The organism is Paenibacillus sp. IHBB 3054 (assembly GCF_051594305.1).
GTDB lineage: Bacteria > Bacillota > Bacilli > Paenibacillales > Paenibacillaceae > Paenibacillus_AQ.
Window position 1 is genome coordinate 11308 of sequence record NZ_JBOFBG010000032.1, and the last position, 24900, is coordinate 36207.

Here is a 24900-nt window from a genome sequence, read left to right on the forward strand (position 1 = left end):
AAGGTGGTTGTGTATGTTAACAGGAAACAAGGCATCTGCCAGGAAAACATTTCTCATCTATGGTTTGATTGTTGCGTTGTTTGTAGGCCAATTGGCGCTGTTTCCGGCTGTAAGCTCTGCGGCGGCCAATCTGGCTCAGGGCAAAACAATTACCGCAAGCTCGGTCGGCGACGTTTATGTGGCGGCGAATGCCAATGACGGCAATCAAGGGACGTATTGGGAAAGTGCAAGTAATGCTTTTCCGCAATGGCTAAAGATAGATCTGGGCACAAGCAGCAATGTGAACCAGGTGGTGCTGAGGCTGCCTGCTGCCTGGGAAGCAAGAACGCAGACGTTAGCTGTTCAAGGCAGCACGAATGATTCTGCGTACAGCAACCTTGCGGCATCGGCGAGTTATACGTTTAATCCGTCAAGCGGCTCCAACACGGTAACCATTAATTTTACCGCAGCAAACGCCAGATACATCAAATTAAACTTTACCGCAAATACGGGTTGGCAGGCAGCACAGGTATCAGAGATCGAGGTCTATGGGACGACCCCAACGCCAACCGGCACTTATGAAGCGGAAGCCGCCGCATTATCCGGTGGGGCCAAGACGAACACCGACCATGCCGGCTATACAGGCTCGGCATTTGTGGACGGATATCTCGTACAAGGTGCAACCACAGCCTTTACGGTTACTGCTGCCACTGCAGGCAGCTACAATGTTTCGCTGAGGTATGCCAATGCTTCAGGCAGCACCAGAACATTAAGTGTCTACGTGAACGGAACAAAGGTTAAGCAGACCTCGTTTCCCAATCTGGAGAACTGGGACACTTGGTCCACACAAGATGAAATATTAACTTTGGCTGCCGGCAACAACACAATTTCCTATAAATACGATTCCGGAGATAGCGGGAATGTTAATCTGGATCATCTGGTTCTTACTCCGGCGGCCACACCTACGGCGACACCAACAACCACACCAACAGCAACACCGACAGCTACCCCAACAGCAACACCCTCACCAACGCCTACAGCCACACCAACGGTTACGCCAACACCAACGGCTTCACCTACAGCTACCCCAAGCACAGGTCCAGGATCGAATCTGGCCATCGGCAAAACCATCAATGCTTCCTCATCCATATTTACGTTTGTTCCTGGCCATGCGAATGACGGCGATGTCACCACTTACTGGGAAGGCGGGGCTGCCAGCTATCCGAATACGCTGACGGTCAATCTTGGTGCCAATGCAAGCATTACTTCTGTTGTCGTGAAGCTGAATCCGGCGGCGGCCTGGGCAACCCGTACCCAAACGATTGAGGTATTGGGTCACAATCAGGCAACCTCCACCTTTACAAGTCTCGTTCCGGCTACCCTGTATACCTTTAATCCGGCCAGCGGCAATTTAGTGACCATTCCGGTTACGGCAACGGCCAGTGAGCTTCAACTGAAGATCACCACCAACTCCGGTTCAAATGCCGGCCAGGTTGCAGAATTTCAAATTACCGGCACACCGGCAGCGAATCCTGATCTGACGGTGACGGCAATGTCCTGGAGTCCTTCTGCTCTGGTTGAAACGGATGCCATCACCTTAACCGCAGCCGTTAAAAATGCCGGAACCGCAGCATCCACAGCGACAAATGTCAGCTTTTATCTGGGTACGACCAAGGTAGGGACGACTCCGGTAGGGGCACTTGCCGCAGGAGCCTCAGCCAATGTCTCACTTAACATCGGTGCCCAAGATGCGGCCACCTATGCACTGAGCGCTAAGGTGGACGAGAGCAACACTGTTATTGAACTGAATGAAGGCAACAACAGCTACACCCATCCGTCTTCTCTTACTGTTGCACCTGTATCAAGCTCTGATTTGCTCGCTTCCCCGGTAAGCTGGACCCCGGGAAATCCGGCCGGAGGCAATACCGTAACCTTCTCGGTTGCCATCAAAAACCAAGGGACGGCTGCTTCCGCTGGCGGTGCGCATAACATAACGCTGACGGTGACCGATGCCACCACCAATGCCGTGGTCAAAACCTTAACTGGCTCCTACAACGGAGTAATCGCCAGCGGTGCCACAACGGCTCCGGTCACTTTGGGCACATGGACTGCGGCGAACGGCAAATACACGGTGAAGATCGAAATTGCCGTGGATACCAATGAGCTTCCGGTGAAACGGACCAACAATATTCAGACCCAGCCGCTGTTTGTCGGCCGCGGGGCAAACATGCCTTACGACATGTATGAGGCCGAGGATGGCGTTGTCGGCGGCGGAGCTGTTAAGCTTGCCCCGAACCGCACCATCGGCGATCTGGCCGGTGAAGCTTCGGGCCGGAGGGCGGTAACGCTGAACACGACCGGCAGCTATGTGGAATTCACCACAAAGGCCAGCACCAATACGCTGGTTACCCGGTTCTCCATTCCGGATTCGGCCAGCGGTGACGGAACCAATGCCACACTGAACATTTACGTCAATGGAGTGTTCAACAAGGCGATCAGCCTGACCTCCAAATACGCTTGGCTGTACGGCCCGGAAACCAGTCCCGGCAACTCCCCGGGCTCCGGTTCCCCGCGCCATATCTATGATGAAGCGAACATTATGTTCGACAGCACCATTCCGGAAGGAAGCACGATCAGGCTGCAAAAGGATGCGGCAAACACCTCGAAGTATGCCATCGACTTTATCAGTCTGGAGCAGGTGTCGCCAATAACCAACCCGGACCCGGCTAAATATGCGGTTCCTGCCGGATTCAGCCATCAGGATGTGCAGAATGCGCTGGATAAAGTCCGTATGGATACCACCGGCAACCTTGTGGGGGTATATCTGCCTGCCGGAACTTACGAGACCTCAAGCAAGTTTCAGGTCTACGGCAAAGCCGTGAAGATCATCGGTGCAGGACCGTGGTACACACGGTTTTATGCTCCAGTCAGCCAGTCCAATACGGATGTCGGATTCAGAGCCACCGATTCCGCCAATGGATCGACCTTCTCGGGCTTCGCTTATTTCGGCAATTATACTTCGCGGATCGACGGACCTGGTAAAGTGTTCGATTTCTCCAATGTGTCGAACATTACGATTGACAACATTTGGACCGAGCATCAGGTATGCATGTTCTGGGGTGCGAATACCGACTACATGGTGATCAAAAACTCGCGTATCCGCAATACCTTTGCCGACGGCATTAATATGACAAACGGCAGCACCAACAATCTCGTATCCAACAATGAAGCACGTGCCACCGGAGATGACAGCTTTGCACTGTTCTCGGCGATTGATTCCGGCGGTTCGGACATGAAGGACAATGTCTATGAGAATCTAACTTCGATCCTGACCTGGCGCGCAGCCGGTGTGGCGGTCTATGGCGGTTATGCCAATACCTTCCGCAACATTTACATTGCCGACACGTTATGCTATTCCGGGATTACCATCAGCTCACTCGACTTCGGGTATCCGATGAACGGATTTGGCGCTTCACCGCCGACGAACTTCCAGAATATCTCGATTGTCCGTGCAGGCGGACACTTCTGGGGCAGCCAGACCTTCCCGGCCATCTGGGTATTCTCGGCATCGAAGGTGTTCCAGGGCATCCGGGTCAGTGATGTGGACATTATCGATCCGACTTACCACGGCATTATGTTTCAGACCAACTATGTGGGCTCTTCACCGCAGTTCCCTGTCGCGGATACAATCTTCTCCAATATTACGATTTCCGGTGCGAAGAAGAGCGGGGACGCATTTGATGCCAAGTCGGGAGTGGGCATTTGGGCCAATGAATCGGCGGAAGCCGGTCAAGGCCCGGCAATGGGTTCGGTAGTCTTCAACAACTTGAAGATTACCAATACAGTCACTCCTATTAAAAATAATACGTCCACCTTTACGATCAACGTTAATCCTTAGACAGCCAGCTGAACTGATCCATAGAAACGGAGTGCTGCTGCTTTCATTAGCGGTGCCGTTTCGCTAGCAGGGCCGCCTCCGCCGACACAGGGGGGCGGCCTTTTGCCGCACAATAAAGAAGCGGTATGAGCAGCCCGGATTCCCGGCAATCGACAAGTGCCGGGCCATAGCCTACAATGGGTGTTACAAAGTATAAGGAGTAAAGCCCATGCTTCCGATGCCAGTTTTATTCGAAGAACACTCATGGATGCAGCGCTCACAAAACTGTTAGGAGGATTTACTATGACACCCCTGGTAGTCAATAATATTACGGAACTGATCGGCGATACGCCAGCCCTGCGGTTGAACCGCCTAACCGGCCCGGATGATGCGGAAGTGTATGTGAAGCTGGAAATGTTCAACCCCAGCGGCAGCGTGAAAGACCGGGCCGCGTATAATCTGATCCGGCAAGCTGAGCTTGGCGGCTTGCTGAAACCCGGCGGAACCATTATCGAGCCGACGAGCGGAAATACCGGCATCGGGCTGGCGATGAACGCAGCGGCAAAGGGGTATAAGGCGATTCTCATCATGCCGGATAATATGACGAAGGAACGGATCAATATCCTGAAGGCATATGGTGCTGAAGTGGTGCTGACTCCGGCGGCGGAGCGGATGCCGGGCGCAATTGCTAAGGCGCTGGAGCTTGGCGCAGAAATCGCGGACAGCTTCATTCCCCAGCAGTTTGAGAATAAAGCCAATCCGGACATCCACCGGACGACGACGGCACCGGAAATTGTGGCCCAGATGGACGGCAGGCTCGATGTGTTCGTCGCCACCTCCGGAACCGGAGGCACGATTACCGGAACCGGCGAGGTGCTGCGCCGGGAGCTGCCCGGCATCAAGATCGTTGTGGTGGAGCCGCAAGGCTCACCGGTGCTTTCGGGCGGTAAGCCCGGCCCGCATAAGCTGGTCGGAACCAGCCCGGGATTTGTCCCCGCCATCCTGAACACGGATGTATATGATGAAATCGTCCAAGTGTCCGACGAGGATGCGCTGGAAACAGTCAGAGCGCTGGCCAGCACGGAGGGGATATTGATTGGCCCTTCCGGCGGGGCAGCGGTGTGGACTGCGCTACAGGAAGCGCGGCGTCTGGGAAGCGGCAAGCGTGTCTTCTGCATTGCTCCGGATACCGGTGAGCGTTACCTGAGCATGGGGATATTCTAATACTTCTCTGGGGGGACATGTAGAATGAAGCTTTTTCGGGGTATAGTGATTACTTGCGTGCTGCTGACAGGATGTTCTGCGCAAAATGCGGCTACAGAGGAAGGGACAACGTCCCCTTCATCGCCGACTGCCGTAGTAGCAAGCGAAACGCCGTCTCCAGCGGTTACGGATGAAGCCAGTGCGCCGCCGGTCAAGGGAACCGATGTTGGAACGACTATGAACCCTCCGGCCTCGGCTTCAGCATCGAAGGAGTACATGGAGACTGCCAGGCTGCATCCCACTTTCGGGTTTGCCGATGCAGAAGGGAAGCATATCCTTATGACCCGGGAAGATGACAGTGAGATGGAACAGATGAAATTCCTGAACACGGCTGTCGGCAATAACGGCCAAATTCTCACGTTAACGTTCGAGAAATGGCAGGCTGGGAGCGAGAACAGTAACGGCCGGGAGTCGGCGAATAATTTTGCCAATCTGCAGGGGGTTGTCTATACGGTAGATGAAGGCAACGCGACCCCGGATGAAACCTACTATTTGGCCGATTCCGCTGAGTTTAAGCTTAAGTCGCTGCTTGAAATTCAGCCGACAGCAGAAGGAAGTGGACAGCTCACCGCTGATGATCCTCTGCGAAAGAGCATTTCTGCGTCTAAACAGCGGGAAATCAAGGCCGTCTGGAAGCTGGCGGATTTGCCCCCGGACCGTGGCCTGTACCTGGTGCAATTCGTGAGACAGAACAAGAACATGCTGTTCAGTCTTGTTGTAGAGGATGGCGGGAAGCTCAAGTTCATGGATTATCCCGCCGTTCAGGAGGATGAATATTCAGTATGGCGTGTAGATGACGGCGGTGAGGTCACGCCGGAGATGTTCTCGTTGTTATTTGCTGCCGAGATTACAGATGGACTGCTGCTCGGGCTGAATTGGTGGGGCGCAGAGGGGATTAACTCCTTTTTCCTGTCCCAGGAAGGGGATACCTTCAAAGAGCTGGATATCCAGTACGGCCGTTATACCTCGCCTTTGTAGCTGCTGTAAATGCGTATTTGTGTTACACAAAGTCCAGCCGTCATGATTCTGTGGCGGGCTGGACCTTTTTCTTGTGCGCGAACAGTCGAAGCATACTATAGCCGATCACTCCTCCAAGGGTATTCAAAATGAGGTCGTCGACATCAAAGGTACCGATAGAGAGGATAGCCTGTGCACACTCCAATAGCAGACTTAAACCCAGGGAGCGAATTAACACATGCAATAATGAAATTCTCCGGCCGCTCGACTGGAGCATAAGGAACATGCCATACGGCAGGAATAAAGCGATATTTCCGCCCAGATTGAGCAGTGTGTGACTTGTCAGGTTATCGAGTGTGTTCGATATGGTGGCCAGCGGGATGAAATTGCCCCATTGCATCGCACGGTCGATGTTGTGCGCACTGTGTTGTAATTGTTCCCAGAGAAAGATGAAATTTATGGAGCTGAACTTAAATAAAATGATTTTGAACAATGTATAGATATACAAGGCGAATAAGATCTGCACTGCAATCTCTCTCGTAGCTTGTGTACGCTTCATTTCTTCTCCTCACTTTCTATTGATTACTCCCATGCTCGTCAGGGGAACACGGTCAAAATGACCCCGTCCATATTGTCGCCCGACAGCTCAAAACGGCGGTCAGCCGGCACCGGGATCGGTGTGTTGCCGGTAACGGAATGATACGAAACCTGGTATGGCTCTCCATCCACCGTTGCCGAATAGGTCTGCTGCTCCTTGATGAATTCGAGATACTCTTCCAGTGTAAAATTGTTGTCCTGCATAATTCTGCTGTGCGGCAAACCGACATAGCGGAAATGCCAGGGTTCATATTGAATGCCGGTAATGGCCGTCTTGTCACCCGGGTAGCGTAAAATAAATCCGTATTTCCAGGCATTCTTCTGGAGCCATTTTCCTTCAGGTGCGCTGTTCATCGCCGTCTGTGTAGATCCGATATCCAGCGACAAGCCGAGATTATGCTCACTGTGGCCTGCCGGCAGCGCATATTCGGCACCTTTTTCCTCATAAAGCCGCTTTTGTTCTTCCGTATCCCGGTACCCGCTGCTGATCAGAAAATTCGAAACGCCGTCGGCGGCAGCTGCTTCAATCATCTCTGAGAAGCGCTGCACCACGCTTTGCGACAGCATAATCGTGTTGTCCAGCAGCCCGTATCCTTGCACCAGCTCCTTATGCTCAAACAGGTTGACGATGTCCTTTGTAACTCCTGATTTATGTACTGAATATTTTTTGTTGACGAGTAACAGGTTTCCCTGGTAGATCTGGCTTTTGGAAATAACCGTAAGATCGGTTCGCCCGGGATCCGCTGTGATCACTCTGGACCTCATGTCCTTAAGATCATTTCCTGTGTTTTCTGCTTCCTTGTGGGCAGCTTCATAGCCCAACAGCATCAGGATGACAAGCCAAAAAACCCACTTCTTTTTTTTCATTTCTGTCTCCTCCTTGTGTTCATTCTTTAAGGATAAGAGAGAGCGTTTAAAAAGAAGTGGGGTAAAAATAAAGTTTTTCTTAAATATATACTAATTTATTGCTGAAACGGATAATAAGCATGTTGAAATCCGTGTAACTAAAAGGTTACAGCTACCGTGGCAGCCGAACCTCAAAGAGGGTGCGGATGATGTCACTTTGCGCTGAGATGCTGCCGCCATGCTGTTCGACGATATTTTTGGCAATGAACAGGCCGAGTCCAGTTCCGCCTTCTTGGTGGCTGCGTGCCCGGTCTCCGGTATAGAACATATCGAATAGATGGGGCAGGTGTTCTGCAGGGATGCTGCCGCCATAATTTATCACCTGAATGACGATATCCTCCGCCTGTGGACTGCAGCTGACATCCACATATTTGCCGTCTTTGCCGTACCGGGCGGCATTGGTCAGCAGATTCTCGAAAACGCGTGCCAGCAGCTCGCCGTCGCCCTCGATCTCGATCCGGGGAGGGGTGTTCAGGCGGGCTGTCAGTCCATTGCTCTCAAGGACAGGATATAATTCCTCATTTAATTGGCTCAGCAGTTCGCTTAGATCAAGCGGCCTTTTGTTGATGCTAAGCATGCCGTAGTTCATTCTGGTGATTTCAAACAGCTCATCAATGAGCTTTTCAAGCCGCTGGGATTTGGTATAGGCGATGGTCGTATAATGTTTGATCTGCTCTGCAGACAGCTGTCCTTCCTTTAGCACAAGATCCAGATAACCCAGCACAGAGGTCAGCGGAGTACGCAGATCATGGGCCAAATTCAAGACCAGCTTGTCCTTGCTGTTTTCGGCAAAATCTCCCCGTTCCACCGCTTTCTGCAGCATTTCGCTCGCCAGATTCAGGTCTGCGGCAATGTCCTCGAACTCGTCGTTCGAGGAGAGAGTAAGCCTGCTTTTGAAATCGCCGTTTGCCAGCAGATGAATATGCTTGGAAATCTCCCGGAAATAGGTGGCATAGGGTTTGGTAAAGAGGAAGAAAAAAAGGATGGCCAGCGGAATAAAAAAGATCAGAAAGAAATTGAGATCTCCGACGCTGCCGATCATATACCGGTACCGGACCAGCGGGTCCTCCAGTTTAACCTCTGATTTATAATAAAGCTGAAGCATTTTATACAGCGCAAAGGTAAGGACACCTGAGCAAATCATGCTCATTATCAGCAGCATAATCATTTTAAAGCGGAAGCTACGGATCATTTTAGCCATTGAATGTATAACCTACTCCCCAAATGGTTTTGATCCATTTATTTTTGTTTTGATCTTCGCCAAGCTTTTTGCGCAGGGTACGGATATGCACCATCACTGTGTTCCCGCTCTCAAAATAGGCTTCACCCCACACCTGCTGGAAGAGCTGCTCGGCACTGAAGACCTTCTTGGGGTAGCTGGCCATAAGGTACAGGATATCGAATTCTTTGGGTGTCAGCTCGATGTTGTTCCCGTATAACGTCACGGTGCGGCAGTCAGGATCAACGATCAATCCGCCCGCTTCGAGCACAGCCTTGCTGCCGGAGACCGGCCTGCTCAGCTGCATGGAACGGCGCAGCTGAGCGTTCACCCTGGCGACCAGCTCCATAGGATTAAACGGCTTGGTCATATAGTCATCGGCTCCGATTACGAGGCCGGTGATCTTGTCCAGGTCCGAGGTTTTGGCACTCAGGAAGATGATCGGCATCTGGTGCTGCTCGCGGATCTGCCGGGTGACTTCATGCCCGTCCAGGCCGGGCATCATAATATCCAGAATTGCTAAATCAATGGAGTGGGTCTGGACCGCCTGCACGGCGGCTCGTCCGTCAGATACTTTGATCAGATGGTAGCCCTCTTTTTCCAGGTGCAAGGCAACCAGTCCGGCGATCTCGGCATCGTCATCGGCGATTAGAATCGTAATTCGTTTCATTTCATTTTCGCTCCTGTATAAGTTAACATGTAATGTAGACTTCGATTAACGCTTTGCTCCTAGTTTACCTTATCGGTTTAGCTTTCGCGAGCGGCGATTTTCGGCAATGTTTATATTTTAAATACTTATATTTGTAACATTTCAAAGAGGGTATAGCCCGAAAGAGTCATGCCGGCGCTAGCTTGGGAATGCTATTCTATACATTAAGATTTGGGAGGGGACAGCAACGTATACGAGAATCAAGCTGCTTATTCTGCTGCTTCCGACAGTGATGGTCGGCATTTGGGAGATTGTGCGCCACCAGTTTCTGATGCCTTATATCTCTATGGACATGGGGAATTATCTAACGCCTGTGCTTGTATTCCTGTTCAGCTTCGTGCTGCTGCTGCCGCTGTTCTCGTTATTGGAACGGAACCAGCGGGAGCTGGAGCAGGAACGGGCGGTCAAAACGGCCATGGAAGCCCGTGAGGGTCTGGCCAAAGAGCTGCATGACGGGATGGCGCAGTCGCTGTTTCTGTTGTCCGTGCGGATTGAGCGTCTGGAGCAGAACCGCAGGAATGGTGAGGTGAGCGGAGAAAGCGTTGAGCAGATCAAAAAAACAGTGCATGAGGTCAATTCTTATGTACGCCAGGCCATTGCGAACCTGAAGGTTCCAGTCAGCGTTGTGCAGAACTTCACCCTGGAGCAGTCCGTTAAGGAGCAGCTGGCGCAGATGGCAAGTGAGGTGATGATAGAAGTGTCGCTGGACTGGAGTCTGGATGACGAAGCACTCACTTCCGCTGAAAAGGCAGAGCTGCTGTCCTGCATCCGTGAGGCTATCATTAATGTGCGCAAGCATACACGGGCGGGCAAAGTAGCCATATCCGGGCAAGGCGGCCGGGAGCGTTGGAGAGTAGCTGTCACGGATGACGGTGCAGGTATCCCGCATGAGGACCCTTTTGCAGTGAGCGGAAGTTATGGCCTGCAGATTATGAGAGAACGGGCAGAGCGGATGGGCTGGAGATTATCGCTGGGATCGGATACCGCCGGGACCCTAGTTGAAATAACGAAAGGGGGAGACGCCGAATGAACTGCTGCCGGGTACTGGTTGTGGACGATCATGCTCATGCGCGTGAGGCGATGTGCGAGATTCTGGCGATGGATGAGCGTTTTGAGGTCATTGGCGCAGTGGCGAGCGGAGCCGAGGCCATGATCTGGACCGCACAGTGGATGCCGGATCTGATCCTGATTGACATTGAGATGCCGGGGATGGACGGGCTGGAGACGACGCGGCGGATCAAGCTGGAATACCCTTATGTCAAAATCGTCATCGTGACCGTGTCGGATGAAATCTCCTATCTGTTCGAGGCGCTGAAGCAGGGGGCGCAGGGATATCTGCTGAAGAATCTGGCGCCTTCGACCTGGATCGAATATTTGCTGGCAATTGTCAGTGAGGAGGTTCCGCTGAGCCGGGAGCTGGCTTTTCAGATTCTGAAGGAGTTTGCCGTTGCTTCGGTCAAGGAAGAGCGGGAAGCATTAACGGTGCGGGAGAAGGAAATACTGGGCTGTGTCTCCTCCGGTTCCACCAACAGGGAGATTGCGGCTGAACTCGGGATTTCCGAGCATACGGTCAAAAATCATCTGAAAAACATCCTGCAAAAGCTGCAGCTCCAGAACCGTACGCAGCTGACGCGGTATGCCCTGGAGCAGGGACTGGCCTCGCGGGAGCGGGATTTTCCGAGGAAACTAAAGAGATAACGGTTATTAAGAGAGGACCTGACAGAAACCATAGAAACTGAGAAGAGGGGAAATATACACACATGAATAAAACACTTCGTAAACTGATGACTTTAGCCGCACCTTCCGTGGCAGCACTGATGCTGTTCGCGGCTGTGGCCAGCGCACATGTGACCGTTGCTCCGGCAGAATCCAGTACCGGTGCATGGGAGACCTATACACTGAAAGTGCCGTCGGAGAAGGATATCGCTACCGTTCAAGTGGATCTGCGCATCCCGGAGGGGGCGGAGTTCAAGCAATATGAGGCAACGCCCGGATGGAATGTAACCATCGAAGGCAATAAAGTTAGCTGGACCGCAACCGGTGAAGGCATTCAGGCCGGACAATTTCAGCGTTTCTACTTCACGGCCAAGAACCCGGATGCCGCAGGCGATATTGCCTGGAATGCTTACCAGCATTATGCTGACGGCAGTTTGGTGCAGTGGTCCGGTGAAGAAGGCTCGGAAACGCCGCATTCCGTAACTTCGATTGTGCAGTCTTCCGGCAACGGGGACAGTCACTCCCACGGATCGGCGGACACGGGTGATCATGACTCCATGAGCATGGATGAGCACAAAGCCATTGTGGAGGACCTCGATAAATCCTCAGGTACCTCACCGCTGCTCTATATTGCTCTGGGGATATCATTGCTGTCCTTTTTGTTAGCTGCCATCAGTTTGTTAAGAGGGCGGAAGGAATAAGGAACGACAGACATTTGCGGAATGCAGGTGGAATGTAGCTTCTGTCAAATTTCCAAAGGAATATGCAATTGCAAAGAAGCTCCGCGCATTGACACTTTCTGTCAAAGGCGCGGAGCTTTTTGGTGTGTATGGCCAAGCCGGAGGAAATCCTATAATTTGGCACGAGTCATCATCCATCAGAAATAACAGATAGTACATGCCTTTCAAAGAACGTTTCGCATCACTCTGTGCCCTTGCAGCTGAATATTCAGGATAAGATCTGAAGTGTACGGCATACGGCAGCTAACATATTCTAAAAACAAGAGAGCCTCAGACGATCCCCCGTCTGAGGCTCCACTTGCCTGGAAGTTGTCTTCCACCAGTAATTAGTTGAAAGGCTGCACGGACACATGTCTGAGAGGGTTGCAGAGCCGCGTCCTGCCGAAATAACTGTATTTTGTGCAATAAAAATGGCCCATTTCTGGGGTGTTTAAGTAATAATTGTATTTTGTGCAATTAAAAATATCAAATAATACCCGTTTATTCCAAATGCCTCATTTTAAGTGCACACAGTGCAATTATTCTTCGGTTCGACGCAATATCTTGGATTAGAGCTGTATGAAATACAGTTAAATACAAAGCGAACTTAAGAATCTTTTCCCGTGAACCCAACTAACCTTATTTTATGGTATTCGCCGGTTTACATTACCTAGTTCTTAAGTTCAGCTTGCACAGTTTATAGACGTTTGCGTTTGTAGAAGGTGATAAACGCAGCTGCAAGCAGAAGCACAACGATGGACACGCCGGTTGTGATGGCTTCGCTTGTGCTGCCCTGTTGCTGCTCACCGCCAGCTCCGCCAAACTCGCCGCCGCCCATGCCGCCGCCGCCAAAGCCACCACCACCAAAGCCGCCGCCCATACCGCCACCGCCGAAGCCGCCAGCCATATCACCGCCAGGGCCGTTGCCGCCTTGAGGCATCGCCGGTCCGCCCATGGCACCCGGCGCACCGCCTTGCGCGGCCTGCCCGTCGACGGAGGTTTGTCCGTCTGCCGGAGCTTGCCCCGGAGCCGCCGCGCCGTTGGCACCTTGCCCGGTCGCCGCTGCGCCGTTGGCGTCTTGCCCGGTCGCCGCCGCGCCGTTGGCACCTTGGCCCGGAGCCGCCGCGCCGTTGGCGCCTTGCCCCGTTGCCGCCGCGCCGTTGGCACCTTGCCCCGTTGCCGCCGCGCCGTTGGCACCTTGCCCGGAAGCCGCCGCGCCGTTGGCGCCTTGGCCCGGTGCAACCGCGCCGTTGGCACCTTGCCCGGAAGCCGCCGCGCCGTTAGCGCCTTGTCCCGGAGCCGCCGCGCCGTTAGCGCCTTGTCCCGGAGCCGCCGCGCCGTTAGCGCCTTGTCCCGGAGCCGCCGCGCCGTTGGCGCCTTGCCCGGAAGCCGCCGCGCCGTTGGCGCCTTGCCCGGAAGCCGCCGCGCCGTTGGCACCTTGCCCCGGAGCCGCCACGCCGATGGCGCCTTGCCCCGGAGCCGCCACGCCGATGGCGTCTTGCCCCGTTGGCGCTGCACCAGCGCCATTCGCACCCGGTGGCGCCTGCCCGCCTGCGCCGTCAAAGCCGCCGCCTGGACCACTGCCCATGCCGCTTCCCGTACCGTCACCGGAGGAAGGAATGGTGCCGTCCAGCTGCTGGGAGACCGAACTGGCCATGGTGGACATGAAGGTCTCCACGGAGGTAATTCCACTCTCGTATTGCTCGAACGTGTAGAAGGCGGATGGATCAGCCTTCACGTAGCTGGAGATCATCGTGTCCAGCTCCTGAATCCGCGCCTTGAACGTATCGTTCTGCAGATAACCATCCAGCATTTCGCGGATCATCTCATGATATTTCGTCTTGTATTCCTCGTTCGCCAGCAGCTTGGCTACCAGCGGACGTTCGGCAAGAGCGCCTTGGGTCGGTTCGTCAATCAGCACATCCGAGCCGCCCATCCCGCCAAAAGCCATATTATAATCCCAAGGCAGGATCGAGAAGATTCCCTCATCTTCATAGAGGTAATAATTCTGCTTGTTTCCTCCAAGGTAGCTGTCCATATTGCCGGTTACAGCATTCAGCGCAATATACCCCAAAGCATCGTCGATATCGATATACTTCTCATAGTCGGTGCCGTTGTTCAGTTCATCCAGCATGTCGACCACAATGTCATCGTTTGATTTTTCAGACTTCATTTCAAGTCCCGTGTAGAGTGAAGCATCGTCGCCGAGCCAGGTCAAATCACTGCCTTGGCCGGTCATTACGCCTTTATATAACGCACCATAGGAATTACCGAAGTTGCGCTCCAGATAGGCGTCACCGATCTGTTCCACCGCGAGATAGAAACCCTTCAGTTCATCGTTGACGTAGACGTTGACGAAGGAGTATTTCGGTGTGGGAAGACCGATGCTCTCCGCCAGCTCATAGGTCAGAAACTCCCGCATATAGGAGGCATCGCTGTAATTGTTGTTGAGGTTGATTTTGGTAATGCCGAATAAATTCTGGTTCACATACTCGTCAAAAGAAATCTTGAAGCTGTAACGGTCGGAGTCCGCCATCTGCACAACACTGCGCAGGCTTAAGTTGCCTTTGGTCCGCACGGCCACATTGTCCATTTTGATCCCGTTGTATTCCACGGAGGCTGTCTTGTATTCCTCGGCGCTGGCATTGTCCAGCATATCCTGGAAATCATCCGGGTCCAGTGTGATTTTAACATCAACAACCTTGTCCTTCGGGAACACCTCCGAATCCAGACTTTGTTCCTCGCTTGATACCGCCTTTTCCTGCGTATCCGTAGTACTGTTATTGTCCGCAGAAGGATTTGTAATCTGACAACCCGCCATAGCGATAACCAGCAGCAGGCAACAAAGAATCAGCAGGGTCAGCTTACCGCGTGCTTTCATCTTCAGCACCGCCTTTCCTCATTGAATATTCTGTCGCTTCCATAAAGCCGGGACTTAAGATACATAGTCGCCGCTATAGCTGATCAGCAAGGCATTTTTGACCCCTGCAATATCGGAGACGGTGTTTACGAAGCCGCCTTCCTTGTCGTCCAGACGCAGCTCAAGCGTAAGCTCGATATTGCCTGCGGTCACGGTTTTTTGCTTGATGTTGTAACGTTTTACGGCTTTGTTCAGATGGCTGTGCACCTCGCGTTCGCTGTCATCGCCTTCACAGTTAAGCACTAGCAGGTACGGAGTTTCGACTGAAGAATGTTTAATGAACAGGAAGAGAATCAGACCGATAATGATCGAGCCGATAATCGCCAGCGTGAAAAAGCCTGCACCGGTAACGATCCCTGCAACGGCTGCCCAGAACAGGAAAATCAGATCCGTTGGATCTTTTATCGGCGTTCTGAAACGGACGATGGACAAAGCGCCGACCATACCGAGCGAGAGCACAAGGTTGGAGTTGATGGCGATAATGACAGTTGCGGTGATCATAGTCATGCCCATCAGGGACACGTTGAAGCTTTTGGAGTATAATACGCCGCTGAACACACGTTTGTAGAGCAGGTAGATGAAGAATCCGATCAGAAAAGCGACGCCGAGCGTGATCAGGATTTTGGAGATGCTGATATCGGAAACGAAGTTGTCTACGACCGAATTTTTAATCATATCAGAAAAAGTTGTGGCCGTATCGTTCTCTTGTCCTGCAGTTGCAGCTATAGATTGCGTGGCCGTGGCTGCCCCCAGTGTGGATAAAATGCTCATTAATAATCCTCCCAAGTATTGGTTTTTAGAAATTTGCGGCAAATGACGTATTTCGAAGCGGATTGCCGGTTTAAGCCGTTTAGCTGCAGCGCAATTTTGATGTACTCCGGTATGTATTCATCAAATTTGACCTCGAAAATAATGAAGTTCTCATCAAGCGCCCGGACCGGCTGAAGCTCTTTATTAAAAATATCCGTCTCATGCAGTCCCGTACGCAGCTCCTTGTCGAAAGTGATCCGCACATTGCCGTTATGGCAGACGTAAGGTTCGCGGACATAATCGACGATCACTTTGGGACGCAGCAAATTGTGGCGCATCTGGTTATAGAGCTCCATAAACAAAGGACTTTGCGGAACGTTCAGCACCTTGTAATTGCCGGCCATGATCTGATCATACATTTCGCGGGTCAGCGGTTCCTTGATCTTGGCGATGTAGTCGTCCATTTTGAATTTTTTCTCAAAGTGTATGACATCGTCCTGTACGTTATAGATGCGGATCCGGTATTTGGCGCGTTCTCTAAGTCCGCCCAGCTTGTCCGAAAGGGCCGAATTGTTAATATCATCAAAATACAGGCTGCGGATATGGTACTCCCCGCTGTCGTTGGCGTTCTGATCGGTATCTATCAAGCTCTGCAGCCGCTGCCGCAATATAAGGTATTGATGATAGTTAATGAAAAATTTCAATTCATGCCGGAATTGCAGCTTCTTATTCATCTCACACCCCATTTCTCTCTCAAAAGTTTGGCTTTGATTGCCGCTGCGCCTAAATCTTGCTGCTGAACCCATATTAAGTGACGGACCTTATGATTTTCTTAAATCTGCCTGAACGTTAGCTGAAAGTTTTTACACTGCGTTAACAAATGACGCCGTTATGTGAGGTTTTAGGGAGGGTTATTTGACTTCTGTCTATGAGGGAGGCTATCTTTTATAGACAGAAAGCTAGAATCCGGACTGTTGTTGATTGGAAATCAAGCGATGAGGGAGGGATGGGCATGAAGGATTATAAAGTGTTGATTATTGTTGTAATCATCGTAGCTGTATTGATCTTGCTGGCCCTTGGACTGGAATGGCTTAAATCGGAGCGGACTGCCCGACCTGGAGAAAGCAGTGCTCCGTATGATCTGGTCACTACCTTTAAGGAAGATGCGGAGACCAGCCGTGCGTTCACCTGGTTTACCGGAGCTCCGGGCGCGGAGGGACGGCTTGAGGTTGTAAAAGGAAAAAGTGCCGCATTTACAGCAGGAAATGTTGTCAAGGTGCAGGCCATAGACAGCGTGATCAAAACAGATGATGGCAAAAGAGGCGTACATAAAGCTGAAGTGACCGGGCTTGAGCCGGGAACGTTGTATACTTACAGGGCAGGCAGCGGGAAAGAAGGCGAATGGAGCACAGCAGCTACGTTCACCACGGCAGAAGCGGACAGCGACAGCGTAACCTTTATCAATGTAACCGATTCGCAAGGGGAGACGGCGGCAGATTTCAAATTATGGGGCAATACGCTGGACAAGGCGTTCCAGACCTTTCCGGCGGCAAAGTTTATCGTTCATAACGGGGATTTGACGGAAGAGCCGGAGGATTCGGGTGCCTGGGATGGCTTTTTCGGCAATGTGCAGGCGTGGGTGCCGGGCATTCCGCTGATGCCTGTCACCGGCAACCATGATGAAGTCGAAGGGCAGGCAGCAAGCTTTACTTCGCATTTCAACCTTCCGGATAACGGCGACCCGGAAGCCATTGCCGGAACCTCATATTCTTTTGATTATGGACCTGTGCATGTGACGGTGCTGAATACGGAGAGCCACCTGAAAAGCCAGGCCAAGTGGTTGAAGAAGGATCTGGCCCTTACAGATAAACCGTGGAAAATCGTAGCGCTGCACCGTCCGGCATATGGCGGGAACATGTATAAGAAGCTGGAGGACTGGACAGAGATATTTGACAAGTATGGGGTTGATCTGGTGCTCCAGGGACATAATCATGAATATTCCAGATCGTATCCGCTGCTTGCCGGAAAAGTTGTCCCGAAGGACGGGAATTCTGCCAGTACTGGACGAGGAACGGTGTACGTAGTGACTAACGCCTCCGGCGCAAAATTCAACGAGAAGAAAGAGGATCAGTACTATCATCAGGTTCATTTCCAGAACAATAAGCAGATGTACGCCGGAATTACGGTCAGCGGAAATACATTGACCTACCAGGCCTATGATGTGGACGGCAACAAACTCGACGAGTTTCTGCTGAAGCACTAAGATAGTAAGACTCTTCTGACATTCCTTCAGGAGAGTTTTTTACTATAAATGTAATAATTAGTGTGAAAATGGTACGATAATAGAAGACGGAATTCTCCAAGTTTGAACCATTTTCCCTCACTATGAATCCTGCTTACGCTCTATAATGAAAGCGTTAACAAAGTAAAGCAATCATAGGAGGCGTGGTTCGTGATTCGTAACCGTATCCGAAGAATGGGATTAATTGTCCTGCTGGCCGCGATGTCTAGCTCTTTGTTTACCGCCTTTCCGGCGGCTGCCCATGCTGCTGCAAGTGAAGCTTACAACTGGAAAAGTGTCGTCACCGGTGCGGGCGGAGGGTTTGTGCCGGGCATTATTTTTAACCAAACTGAACCGAATCTGATCTATGCGCGTACCGACATCGGGGGCGCCTACCGCTGGAATCAGGCCACTGGCAGCTGGATTTCCATCAGTGATGCCGTGGGCTGGGTCGACTGGAACAAGAACGGGGTGGATGCGCTGGCTACAGACCCTGTCGATCCGGACAAAGTATACATGGCAACCGGCACCTACACGAACCATTGGGATGACAACGGGCAGATTATGCGTTCCAGCGACCGGGGCAATACGTGGCAGACGACTGCGCTGCCGTTCAAGGTTGGGGGCAATATGCCCGGCCGTTCGGCCGGTGAGCGTCTGGTTATCGACCCCAATAAGAACAGCATCCTGTTCTTCGGGGCACGCAGCGGCAACGGGTTGTGGAAAAGTACGGACTCGGGAGTAACCTGGTCCAAAGTAAGCTCTTTTCCTAACGTAGGCACTTATATTCAGAACCCGACGCTCGATTATGGCAATGACCTCGTCGGATTATCCTGGATTACTTTTGACAAAAGCACAGGCACACCCGGCAGTGCTACGGGAACGATTTATGTCGGCGTAGCGGATACGGCAAGCAGCGTGTACCGCAGCACCGACGGCGGCGTTACCTGGTCCGCGCTTCCTGGACAGCCCACTGGTTTTCTGCCGCATCATGGCGTGCTTTCCTCAACCGGGGATCTGTACATTACGTACAGTAATGGCGTAGGGCCCTATGACGGCAGCAAAGGTGAAGTCTGGAAATTTAATAAAACCAGCGGTTCCTGGACGAATATCAGCCCGACGACCGGAACGGATAATTGGTACGGCTTCGGAGGACTTGCTGTCGATGCCCAGAATCCGAATACGCTGATGGTCTCCAGTCTGAATGCCTGGTGGCCGGATGAGGTTATTTTCCGCAGTACGAACGGCGGAGCGACTTGGAGCCGGATCTGGGATTGGGGCAACTATCCGGAACGGACCTATAAATTCGCAATGAACATTACCGCAGCACCTTGGCTGGATCATGGAACCACCTCCACTTCACTTGATCCTTCACCAAAGCTGGGCTGGATGATGGGAGACCTGGAGATTGATCCGTTCAACTCCAACCGGATGATGTACGGAACAGGAGCTACAATCTACGGCTCGAATAACCTGACTGCTTGGGATACAGGCGGCAAGGTCAATATTTCGGTCATGGCCAAGGGCGTAGAGGAGACTGCTGTGCTCGGACTGATCAGCCCGCCGTCGGGAAGTGCGCATCTGATCACGGCGCTTGGTGATGTCTCGGGCTTCCGGTATGAAGATGTGACCCAGGCGCCGGTCAAGTTCCAAACGAGCCCTTCCTGGGCGACAACGACAAGTATTGATTATGCGGAGCTCAGTCCGGCGTTCGTTGTGCGTGTTGGCGGAGCCGATAAGGAAAAGACACCGAGCATGAAATCGCTTGGGATTTCGAATGACGGCGGCTCTAATTGGTATATGCCGAATGCCGAACCGTCGAATGGAACCAAAACAACGGCAGGACAAGGCCAGGTCGCCGTATCTGCCAGCGGCAATGCCATCCTGTGGAGTACCTCCGATATCGGTGTCTACTACACCAAATCGTCGGGCAACTCCTGGACGGCAAGCAGCGGGGTACCGGCCGGAGCCAAAATCGCTTCCGACCGCGTAAACGCGAACAAGTTCTATGCGTTCTATGCAGGAATATTCTATGTTAGTGTGGACGGCGGAGCTACCTTTACCGCTACGCCGGCAGCGGGTTTCCCGACTAATAATGTAGACGGCCTGCAGCCGAACCAGGCGCAGATCAGCTTGAAGGCAGTGCCGGGCATTGAAGGCGATATCTGGCTGGCCGGAGGCAATACAGTCGAGAACAAATACGGTTTATGGCATTCTGTGAATTCGGGAACCAGCTTCACCAAGTTGTCTAATGTCGAGGAAGCGGATCTGATCGGTTATGGTAAGGCCGCACCGGGCCAGAACTATATGTCACTATATACGGTTGCTCAAATCGATGGCGTCAGAGGGGTCTTCCGCTCCGATGATGTTGGGTCATCTTGGGTACGGATCAATGATGACGCCCACCAGTATGCGAAGATCAACATGGCCATAACCGGTGATCCGCGGATATACGGCCGGGTATATCTCGGAACAAACGGCCGGGGCACACTGTATGCTGATCCGGTGAATCCTCCGGCTGCCGGATCCACCATTACGCCGGTCACGGCCAGCTTCGACAAGAAGACGGCGAATCAGGCGGATGTGGCCGTAACGCTGACGCTGAACGGGAACACGTTAAGCACGATCAAGAACGGAACGGCAACGTTGACTGCCGGAACGGATTATACCGTTAGCGGCACAGCAGTCACGATCAAGAAAGGTTATCTGGCCGCGCAGCCGGTGGGCACAACGACTCTGACCTTTAATTTCAGCGCCGGAGCCGCCCAGTTGCTGACGGTTGCCGTAGTGGATACGACGGCAGCAAGCAATTCGGCAATTACGCCAGTTACGGCCAGCTTCGATAAGAAGATGGCGAATCAGGCGGATGTGGCCGTAACGCTGACGCTGAACGGGAACACGTTAAGCACGATCAAGAACGGAGCGGCAACGTTGACTGCCGGAACGGATTATACCGTTAGCGGCACAGCAGTCACGATCAAGAAAGGTTATCTGGCTGCGCAGGCGGTGGGCACAACGACGCTAACCTTTAATTTCAGCGCCGGAGCCGCCCAGTCGCTGACGGTTGCCGTAGTGGATACGACGGCAGCGAGCAACTCGGCGATTACGCCGGTCACGGCCGGCTTCGACAAGAAGACGGCGAATCAGGCGGATGTGACCGTAACGCTGACGCTGAACGGGAACACGTTAAGCACGATCAAGAACGGAGCGGCAACGTTGACTGCCGGAACGGATTATACCGTTAGCGGCACAGCGGTCACGATCAAGAAAGGTTATCTGGCCGCGCAGCCGGTGGGCACAACGACTCTGACCTTTAATTTCAGCGCCGGAGCGGCGCAGCCGCTGGCAGTTGCCATAGTGGATACTTCTGTGGTTGTGACCGGTGGTCTTAAGGTCCAAATGTATAACGGCAGCACAGCGGCTTCGGCGAATGTCTTGAATCCGCGGATCAAACTGCTGAATACGGGCACCAGCGCCGTTTCGCTGGCGGATGTGAAGATCAGATATTATTACACGATTGACGGCGAGCAGCCGCAAAGCTTCTTCTGCGACTGGTCACAGGCCGGCAGTGCGAATGTTACCGGCACCTTTGTGAAACTCCCGGCAGCCATGACCGGGGCGGATTATTATGTGGAGCTGGGTTTCACAAGCGCAGCGGGTTCCCTGGCAGCAGGGGAGGGCCTGGATATCCAGATGCGGGCATCCAAGGCGGATTGGAGCAATTATACCCAGACCGGAGATTATTCCTTTAACGCGGCAGGTACGGGTTATGCGGATTGGGCTGGCGTTCCGGCTTATCTCTCCGGCAGCCTGGTATGGGGGAATGAACCTTCCTGATCTGATCCGGCCGCAACCCGGATCGGCATAACAGGATTATCCATTATACAATGAGCTGCAAGAAGCCATGAATTTTCCTGAACCAACAGCCTCATCTTCCTTTGTGAATTGGAAGATGAGGCTGTTGGGCGTTTTTTGCTGTGCTGCTGTTATAAAGTCTGTCCGCTGTCAACGGTAATGATCTGTCCGGTTAAGGCCTCCTGCACAACAACCGAGCAGATGAACCGGGCGATATCTTCTGCTGTGGCGATCTGCTGCAGCAGAAGATTGGGAGCCAAGCGCAGCATCTGCGCTTCCCGGCCGGTCCACCATCTCGTCGCGACGGCTCCCGGAGCCACAGCATTGACCCGGATCTCCGGTGAAAGCGCGCGGGCCAGTGACTTGGTAAGTCCATGTACAGCTGCTTTGGACACCGCATAAGGAAGAGAGGAGCCGGAGCCGGTATTTCCGGCAATGCTGCCGAGGTTGACAATGGCTCCCTGCTTGCTTTGCTTCATATAAGGAGCCACTGCCCGGGCGCAAAAGAACATTCCTTTGACGTTGACATCCAATAATTGATCCCAGACTTCTTCTGTAGCTGCATCGAGGTCATCCAGAGGGATGTGCTTTGTAATGCTGGCATTATTGATGAGCACATCCACACGGCCGAATGTTCCCGCGATTTGTTCAACCATCGCCCGGACTTCGACGTCCCGGGAAACATCGGCCTGTACCGCGATGGCCTGTCCGCCTTGATTAATAATCTGTTGAACGGTTTCCAGCGCTTCCTGTTCCGAACGGGAATAATTAACAGCGACCACCGCCCCGAGCCGTGCCAGCTCAAGGCTTGTGGCTCTGCCGATGCCGGTACCCCCGCCTGTTACGAGCGCCACTTTGTTTGTAAGCTCCATCTGCATCCACTCCTTGAATATCTTTTTGGGTTGATACAGACTATTTTATAGAGGATACTTGGTTTTGTATAATTGAACTAATTGAAGTGATGATTCATTAATATTGAATCGTGATGGGGGAATGGAAATGGATTTCAAGGCGCTGATTACCTTTCAGACGATCGTAAGCACAGGAAGCTTTAACCGTGCGGCGGAGGAGCTGAATTATGCCCAGTCGACGATTACAATGCAAATACAGAAGCTGGAATCACAGCTGGGGGTACAGTTGCTCGAACGCGGCAAGGGGATTAGCTTAACGGAAGCCGGGCGGCTATTCCATGAACAGAGTCTGCTCATTGTGAAGGACATGGAACGGTTGCAGAGCAGTCTCGCGGAAATGAAATCTGGCGAGGCGGGGAGTGTCCGTCTGGGTGCAACCGATACGACTGCCAGCTATCGGCTGCCTCGTCTTTTGCAGCAATTCATGAGCCTTTACCCCAAGATTGAAATCTCGGTAGATATCGCCGGAACACCGGCGCTCACCGAGCGGCTGCTCCGCGGGGAACTCGACATGGTGCTATGTTCAGCACCAGAGCTGGGAAAGGAGCTGCACTTTGAGCCTCTGTTCTCGGAGAAATTCGTGCTGTTAATGCCGGAGGACCATCCGCTCGCTGACCTGCCGGAGGTGACTCCAGATCATTTTCGCGGACATCGGCTGCTGATTACGGCCGTCAATTGCCCCTACCGCAAAAAATTGGAGAGCGTACTGCAGGAATTCGCCGGACCACCGCTGAATACCATGGAAGTCGGCAGCATGACAGCGCTGAAATTCTACGTAGAGGCTGGTTTAGGTCTTGCGTTTGTCCCTGAGTCTACGCTTGCGCCCGTACCGGCGGGAACGGCAGTGCGGCAGCTGGCAGGAGGAACTGTAGACATGGCCTGCGGAATCGCCTGCAGAGTGGCTGATTATCCGCTCCGGTCGGCCAGCTTGAGACTGTATCAATTTCTGAAGCGGGAGCTGTCGTTACGCTAACTTTGCAACAAGACAAGACAAGACAAGACAAGACAAGACAAGACAAGACAAGACAAGATAGATGGGATGAGACGAGAAGAGGAAAGGTGAGATGAAATCAGATGAGTGGAGCGAAACTGGATTTGCAGCGGATTGTTGTGATTGGGCGGACCTTTGAGGAATATTTGCGGATGTTCAATTTGCAGCGTGAGGAGCTGGCCGGGCGGAAAATACTCGATTGTCCTGCGGGTGTTTGCTCTTTCACGGCTGCGGCGAATCAGCTCGGCGCTGAAGCCGTCGCCGCTGATATTGCCTACTGCCATTCTGCGGAAGTCCTGATGGAGAAGGGAATCAAGGATATTCAGCACGCTATGCTGCAGCTTGGGAAGGTGCAGCAGAATTTCCTGTGGAATGAGTTTAAATCCATCGAAGAGCTGAAGCAGGCAAGAACCGAAGCGTTAACAGCCAGCACTTTGGACAGACAACAGAATGAGGAGCGTTATATTTCGGCGGTGCTCCCGCAGCTGCCTTTTGCCGATCTAAGTTTTGAGCTTACATTATCCGCGCATTTTCTGTTCATGTACAGTGACCGTCTGGACTATGATTTTCATTTCCAGAGTCTGCAGGAGCTGATGCGAGTGACAAGTGAAGAAATCCGCATCTTCCCGCTGATCGATCTATCCGGCTGCAGATATGAAGAAATGGACCGTTTAATAGAATATATTCACACTCAGGGCTGGAATACAGAAGAGCTTAAGGTCTCCTATGAATTCCAAAAAGGCGCAAACACCATGCTGCGGATGACGAGGACCAGAGGAATGCAGTCTGCATAGAACGCAACTAAAAAAGCAACCAATGGAACCGCATTGCTGTGAGTCGAAATTTCACATCAGCTGTTGCGATATTGCGGTAAAAGTGCCCGCTAATTTTAGCTGCAAACCCCTTTTTGGCATAATATAGGGAATACCGCTAACATGGAGATAAACCCCAATGATCCCTTGTGACATAAAATTAGAGGGCAGGATTCCCGTTAGTTGTTCATTTCTTGGAATAAGGACTATATTAGCGGCAGCATTTCCCGTTAATGAGGATAGGCATCAAAATGAAGCAAGGGTGCTCCCGCATAACACACATAAACCTCTATCATTGATTGTTCATCAACAATAGAGGTTTATGTTGTAAGCACTATACCCATGTTCTTCTCAGACTCCTTATCCTATCCTTTGTTCTCAGCCGGGTAGAAATCGTCCGAGGCGGCAGTGTATTTGCCTATCCTGACCGTTAAATCT

18 protein-coding genes are annotated in these 24900 nt (G+C 52.4%); 10 read left to right on the forward strand and 8 right to left on the reverse strand.

Features of this window, described 5'->3' with window-relative positions; translation table 11 throughout:
- The first annotated feature begins 13 nt into the window (after positions 1 to 13).
- The 3 genes from ACQ76X_RS25980 (at position 14) to ACQ76X_RS25990 (ending at position 6097) form a co-directional block, all read left to right on the forward strand.
- Entirely contained in the window at positions 14 to 3877 is a 3864-nt protein-coding gene (locus tag ACQ76X_RS25980) for a galactose-binding domain-containing protein (RefSeq protein WP_438496652.1), read from the forward strand.
- A 282-nt stretch (positions 3878 to 4159) separates the two neighbouring features.
- On the forward strand, positions 4160 to 5080 hold the full coding sequence (gene cysK / locus ACQ76X_RS25985; protein ID WP_438496653.1) for a cysteine synthase A: 921 nt from the start codon (positions 4160 to 4162) through the stop codon (positions 5078 to 5080).
- Positions 5081 to 5104: 24 nt separating this feature from the next.
- A complete protein-coding gene (locus ACQ76X_RS25990; protein ID WP_438496655.1) occupies positions 5105 to 6097 on the forward strand; it encodes a hypothetical protein in 993 nt (330 codons plus the stop codon).
- Between the two features lie 40 nt (positions 6098 to 6137).
- Here the strand turns inward: ACQ76X_RS25990 and ACQ76X_RS25995 are convergent, their stop codons facing one another.
- The 4 genes from ACQ76X_RS25995 to ACQ76X_RS26010 all read right to left on the reverse strand — a co-directional run bounded on the left by ACQ76X_RS25995 (position 6138) and on the right by ACQ76X_RS26010 (position 9468).
- Entirely contained in the window at positions 6138 to 6635 is a 498-nt protein-coding gene (locus tag ACQ76X_RS25995; protein WP_438496657.1) for a VanZ family protein, read from the reverse strand.
- Between the two features lie 38 nt (positions 6636 to 6673).
- A complete protein-coding gene (locus ACQ76X_RS26000) occupies positions 6674 to 7540 on the reverse strand; it encodes a M15 family metallopeptidase (protein ID WP_438496658.1) in 867 nt (288 codons plus the stop codon).
- A gap of 151 nt (positions 7541 to 7691) precedes the next feature.
- A complete protein-coding gene (locus ACQ76X_RS26005) occupies positions 7692 to 8780 on the reverse strand; it encodes an ATP-binding protein (RefSeq protein ID WP_438496660.1) in 1089 nt (362 codons plus the stop codon).
- Positions 8773 to 9468, reverse strand: coding sequence for a response regulator transcription factor (locus tag ACQ76X_RS26010; protein ID WP_038590252.1), 696 nt, complete (start codon positions 9466 to 9468; stop codon positions 8773 to 8775). Before ACQ76X_RS26010 ends, ACQ76X_RS26005 begins: the two co-directional genes overlap by 8 nt.
- Before the next feature lie 271 nt (positions 9469 to 9739).
- Between ACQ76X_RS26010 and ACQ76X_RS26015 the strand changes: the two genes are divergently transcribed.
- The 3 genes from ACQ76X_RS26015 to ACQ76X_RS26025 all read left to right on the forward strand — a co-directional run bounded on the left by ACQ76X_RS26015 (position 9740) and on the right by ACQ76X_RS26025 (position 11924).
- Positions 9740 to 10537 (forward strand): sensor histidine kinase, encoded by a 798-nt coding sequence (locus ACQ76X_RS26015; protein WP_340899853.1) that lies wholly within the window; start codon positions 9740 to 9742, stop codon positions 10535 to 10537.
- A complete protein-coding gene (locus ACQ76X_RS26020) occupies positions 10534 to 11205 on the forward strand; it encodes a response regulator (RefSeq protein ID WP_438496661.1) in 672 nt (223 codons plus the stop codon). The genes ACQ76X_RS26015 and ACQ76X_RS26020 overlap by 4 nt, the downstream gene beginning before the upstream one ends.
- A gap of 62 nt (positions 11206 to 11267) precedes the next feature.
- Positions 11268 to 11924, forward strand: coding sequence for a YcnI family copper-binding membrane protein (locus ACQ76X_RS26025; protein ID WP_438496663.1), 657 nt, complete (start codon positions 11268 to 11270; stop codon positions 11922 to 11924).
- A 715-nt stretch (positions 11925 to 12639) separates the two neighbouring features.
- Here ACQ76X_RS26025 and ACQ76X_RS26030 read toward each other — a convergent pair.
- The 3 genes from ACQ76X_RS26030 to ACQ76X_RS26040 form a co-directional block, all read right to left on the reverse strand.
- Positions 12640 to 14823, reverse strand: coding sequence for a CotH kinase family protein (locus ACQ76X_RS26030; RefSeq protein WP_438496665.1), 2184 nt, complete (start codon positions 14821 to 14823; stop codon positions 12640 to 12642).
- Between the two features lie 54 nt (positions 14824 to 14877).
- A complete protein-coding gene (locus tag ACQ76X_RS26035; RefSeq protein WP_052092536.1) occupies positions 14878 to 15537 on the reverse strand; it encodes a DUF4956 domain-containing protein in 660 nt (219 codons plus the stop codon).
- Between the two features lie 95 nt (positions 15538 to 15632).
- Positions 15633 to 16346 carry a polyphosphate polymerase domain-containing protein gene (locus tag ACQ76X_RS26040; RefSeq protein ID WP_438496667.1) on the reverse strand — a complete coding sequence of 238 codons (714 nt, stop codon included), beginning with the start codon at positions 16344 to 16346 and terminating at the stop codon, positions 15633 to 15635.
- A 278-nt stretch (positions 16347 to 16624) separates the two neighbouring features.
- Between ACQ76X_RS26040 and ACQ76X_RS26045 the strand changes: the two genes are divergently transcribed.
- Entirely contained in the window at positions 16625 to 17875 is a 1251-nt protein-coding gene (locus ACQ76X_RS26045; protein ID WP_438496668.1) for a purple acid phosphatase family protein, read from the forward strand.
- Between the two features lie 213 nt (positions 17876 to 18088).
- Positions 18089 to 21730, forward strand: a complete 3642-nt coding sequence (locus tag ACQ76X_RS26050; protein WP_438496724.1) for a X2-like carbohydrate binding domain-containing protein — start codon at positions 18089 to 18091, stop codon at positions 21728 to 21730.
- A 149-nt stretch (positions 21731 to 21879) separates the two neighbouring features.
- On the opposite strand, the gene ACQ76X_RS26055 is transcribed toward ACQ76X_RS26050, so the two are convergent.
- Positions 21880 to 22620, reverse strand: coding sequence for an SDR family NAD(P)-dependent oxidoreductase (locus ACQ76X_RS26055; protein WP_438496669.1), 741 nt, complete (start codon positions 22618 to 22620; stop codon positions 21880 to 21882).
- Positions 22621 to 22747: 127 nt separating this feature from the next.
- On the opposite strand from ACQ76X_RS26055, the gene ACQ76X_RS26060 reads away from it, so the two are divergent.
- Complete coding sequence (locus ACQ76X_RS26060) at positions 22748 to 23632, forward strand: LysR family transcriptional regulator (protein ID WP_438496670.1); 885 nt, start codon at positions 22748 to 22750, stop codon at positions 23630 to 23632.
- 101 nt (positions 23633 to 23733) lie between these two features.
- Positions 23734 to 24444 carry an SAM-dependent methyltransferase gene (locus ACQ76X_RS26065; protein ID WP_438496671.1) on the forward strand — a complete coding sequence of 237 codons (711 nt, stop codon included), beginning with the start codon at positions 23734 to 23736 and terminating at the stop codon, positions 24442 to 24444.
- Positions 24445 to 24900: the final 456 nt, after the last annotated feature.